General features: G+C 31.8%; 3 protein-coding genes and 1 rRNA gene. All 4 read right to left on the reverse strand.

Annotated elements, in window-relative coordinates; translation table 11 throughout:
• Window positions 1-315: 315 nt before the first annotated feature.
• Window positions 316-1,374 carry a HAMP domain-containing sensor histidine kinase gene (locus ACX6U0_RS21195; protein ID WP_464961801.1) on the reverse strand — a complete coding sequence of 353 codons (1,059 nt, stop codon included), beginning with the start codon at window positions 1,372-1,374 and terminating at the stop codon, window positions 316-318.
• The gene (locus ACX6U0_RS21200; RefSeq protein ID WP_464961802.1) at window positions 1,371-2,048 is read right to left on the reverse strand and encodes a response regulator transcription factor; all 678 of its coding nucleotides are present in this window, start codon (window positions 2,046-2,048) and stop codon (window positions 1,371-1,373) included. Before ACX6U0_RS21200 ends, ACX6U0_RS21195 begins: the two co-directional genes overlap by 4 nt.
• Before the next feature lie 20 nt (window positions 2,049-2,068).
• Complete coding sequence (locus ACX6U0_RS21205) at window positions 2,069-3,820, reverse strand: ABC transporter ATP-binding protein (protein WP_464961803.1); 1,752 nt, start codon at window positions 3,818-3,820, stop codon at window positions 2,069-2,071.
• A gap of 155 nt (window positions 3,821-3,975) precedes the next feature.
• Window positions 3,976-4,091 (reverse strand): 5S ribosomal RNA (gene rrf, locus ACX6U0_RS21210).
• Window positions 4,092-4,100: the final 9 nt, after the last annotated feature.

Consider the following 4,100-nt stretch of genomic DNA (forward strand, 5'->3'; position numbering starts at 1 on the left):
GAGCCAGGATCAAACTCTCCATAATAGTTAAGTTTAAATCTTGTATTGCTCAAAAAACTAATAATTGACGTTTTACTTCATGTTTTGTTTAGTTTTCAAAGTTCACTGTATCGCTCGTAAGCGACTTATATTATAATAACATTTTTTAGTTGTTTTTGTCAACAACTAATTATCATTATATTTTGTTGAACACTTTCTTTTAATGTGACAACGTTTAATAATATACCATCTATTTTTCACTAATGCAATACCTTTTTAACATAAAACGAAATGTTTTTCATTTTATGTTAAAAACTTGATATTACGTATAAACAATTAGTTTTGTTTCATAGGTAATTCAACAATAAATGTTGAACCTATCCCAACACTACTTTCTACATATACTATTCCTTTATGCATCTCTACAATTTTCTTAACAATAGATAACCCTAGTCCATTGCCCATAGTAGTTCGGTCTCTTGACTTATCTGCTTTATAAAATCTTTCAAAGATGTGAATTTGATCTTCGTTGGATATTCCGATTCCAGAATCTTTGATCTTAACGATTATCTTATCATTACCTTCTGTTACTGATACTGAAATTTCTCCACCTTTAGGTGTGAACTTTATACTATTACTTATTAAATTTTGCCAAACTTGGTTTAAGAGTACTTCATCTCCTTCAATTTCAACCTTATTTAGGTTTACAATCATATTGATATCCTTTTCAAGAATTTGAGGCTCGCAACTTAATATTGAATACATTAGCTGACTATTTAATGAAAACATAGCTTTGTCGAGTGGTTGATCTTGTGATTCCAATGATGTCAATTTGAGCAGATTATCACTAAGCTTAGATAAACGATTACTTTCATACTCAATAATACTTAAATATTGCATTCTTTCTTCTAAAGGTAAGTTTTCATTTTGAAGAACTTTTGCAAATCCTTTAATAGAAGTTAGTGGAGATTGTATCTCATGAGATACATTTGAGATAAATTCCTGTCTCATTTTTTCCACCTGTTCTAGACTAACTGCCATATTATTAAAGCTATCAATAATTTTTTTAATTTCTCCTCTATTTACATCACGAAATTTTTCGAAGTCTAATGACACATTATATTCACCTCGAGAAATACTCTTAATCGCATTTGTTATCTCATTTATCATGATTCTTTGTTTGGGGTGATGAAATAATACGCCTACTATAGCAGCGAGTAACCCTAGTAAAACAAAAGTTAATAATGTATTAATGATTTGTTCGGTTAAGCCAGATAGATTTTCAAAATAACGATCATAAATAAGTGTTGTAGAAAAATACGCTACTACACTACTAACAATAATAATTCCTGTAAAAAAGAGTATAGCTTGCAATACACCTTTTAAAATTTTCATTTTATAATCTCCATTCGATAACCTAATCCCCAAACGGTTGTAATTTTAAAATGAAATTTTTTCTCAGGAAATCGCTCTCTTAGACGTTTAATATGAACATCCACTGTTCTTTCATCCCCTTGGTAATCAAAACCCCATATATTTTCAATTAACTGTTCTCTTGAAAAGGTTCTTCCAAGAGAACTAGCCAATACAAACAATAGTTCTAGTTCCTTCATAGGTATAGTAATTGTCTCACCGTCGCTAATAACTTTAAAATTCCCATGATCGATCATTAAATTTCCAACTTGAACTATTTGTGATGATGATATTTTAGCTCTTCTTAACAACGCTTTTACCCTAACAATCAACTCAACTGGTTCAAATGGTTTTACAACGTAGTCATCTGTTCCCAATTTAAAACCCTTTACCTTTTGTTCCGTTTCACCTTTTGCTGTTAGCATAATTATGGGAAGATCGTATGCAGCTCGAACCTCTTGACAAAGCTCAAATCCATCCATTTTCGGCATCATTAAGTCTATGATCATCAAGTCTATTTTTTGTTTATCAAAGACTTCTATAGCTTCAACACCATTTGTTGACTCGTACACTATAAATCCTTCATTACTTAATAAAACACTTAATAACTTCCTAATATGGGGATCGTCATCTACAACTAAAATATTTGTCATCACACTTCTCCTTCCCTTATACGTTATACAACACTATTCACTCTTAGCTGTTGATCGGCAAACTCTTTATACATCTGATGATAGCTGTATAACTCATCATGTGATCCGATACCAGTGATTTTTCCTTTATCTAAAAATACGATTTGATCGGCATCAATTACAGTAGATAGACGATGAGCAATAATTAATGTAGTTCTACCCTTCATTAAATTAGATAGTGCATTTTGCACAACTAATTCTGATCTACTATCAAGATTGGATGTAGCCTCATCTAACATTAATAATTTTGGATTTCTTAATAAAGCTCTAGCAATACCAATACGTTGTCTTTGACCACCGGATAATTTAATTCCTCTCTCTCCAACTTCAGTATCAAATCCTAAAGGCAATTCACCAACAAATTGATCTACATATGCCATTTTAGAAACATTTTCTAATTCTTGATCAGTTACTTCCCTACCAATACCATAGCAAATATTCTCTCGAATCGTACCAATGATTAATGGACTTTCTTGAGCAACATAACCGATGTGTTTTCTCCAGCTTTCTAACTTAAAGCTGTTAATATCATTAGTACCGATAGAAATTTCTCCATTAGTAGGAGAATAAAAACGCTCAATCAATGAAAACAAGGTCGTTTTCCCACTACCACTTGGGCCAACTATTGCAGTAACTTTACCAGGAATAATAGAGAAGTTTAGTTCTTTTAAAATCTCCTCATTCTTATATGCAAAACTTAATTGTTTAATATGAATTGGTAAATTTGTGTCAATGTCTTCGGTTCCGTTTTGATAATCTTCTTCCTCTAAATCTAAAATTTTGATCATTCGCTCTGTTGCACCTTTTGTTTTTTGAAGCTCAGTAAAGAAATGTGTAATTTGAGTAACTGGGAATATGATTTGAAATAAGTATAGTATATAGGCCACCAGTGCACCTGCTGTTATTGCTCCAGATGATACTCTTACTCCGCCATATCCAATAATCACAACTAGAATCAACATTAAGACAAAGGAAACGATCGGACCAATTAATGCGTGTAATTTTCCTTCTCTAATACCAAATGATAATAACTTATTAATTCCCTTACTACCATTTGTCATTTCTGTTGATTCCGCATTTGAAACTTTAACTAATCTAATCTCCGAGAAAACTTGACTTATTAATGATGTAAATTTCGCCGTTTCATCTTGAGTTAACTTTGACAGCTTTGACATTTGTTTTCCAATTGGAATGAAGATTAATACAATAACAGGAATTACACTAAAAGTAACTAAAGTCATTTTCCAATCTAATATTAGTAATAATGCAAATGAACCGATTATAGAAATAACACCAGTTAAAAAGTTTGTAATATGCTCAGTAATTAGCCCCTTTAAAATTGCTGTATCATTGGTCACTCGACTTACATTTTCACCTGTTTGACTATTATCGTAATAGGAAACCGGTAAAACAATCATCTTGTTCCATAATCGGTGTCTTACATTTGCAACAACCTGGTTTCCAACTCTACTCAATAAGTAGATTGCCGTTGCAGAAGATATTGCTTGTAATAATAGTACACCTGCAAATATAGCAATTTGTCCGGCACTTAAAGTTGATATTGAAAACCCATCTACGAACTTCTTAGTAAGCAACGGTAATAATAAACCAACTAAAGTTGTTGTAACGCTTAATAGGACACCTATAATAAATAAGATCTTTGGAGGGTTTGCACTTTTAATTAATGCTATAAAGTTCTTCCAATCACTTTTATTTTTATTTTTTTCTTCTTTCATCACTTTACTCCTAACTATCTACCTAAATTTAAGTACTTATTAAATTTACAACTTAAATATGAATAAAAAATGAACTAGGATAAAAAGACACTCAAAGAAATCTTAACTTTTTAAGCACAAAAAAACATCAGCCTAATAGCTGATGTTTTTCATTTACCAGGCGACGTTCTACTCTCACAGGGGGAAACCCCCAACTACCATCGACGCTGAAGAGCTTAACTGCCGTGTTCGGTATGGGAACGGGTGTGACCTCTTCGCCTTAATCACCTGATTTATTTGT

Source organism: Gottfriedia sp. ABJ_BB2_2, from assembly GCF_055484705.1.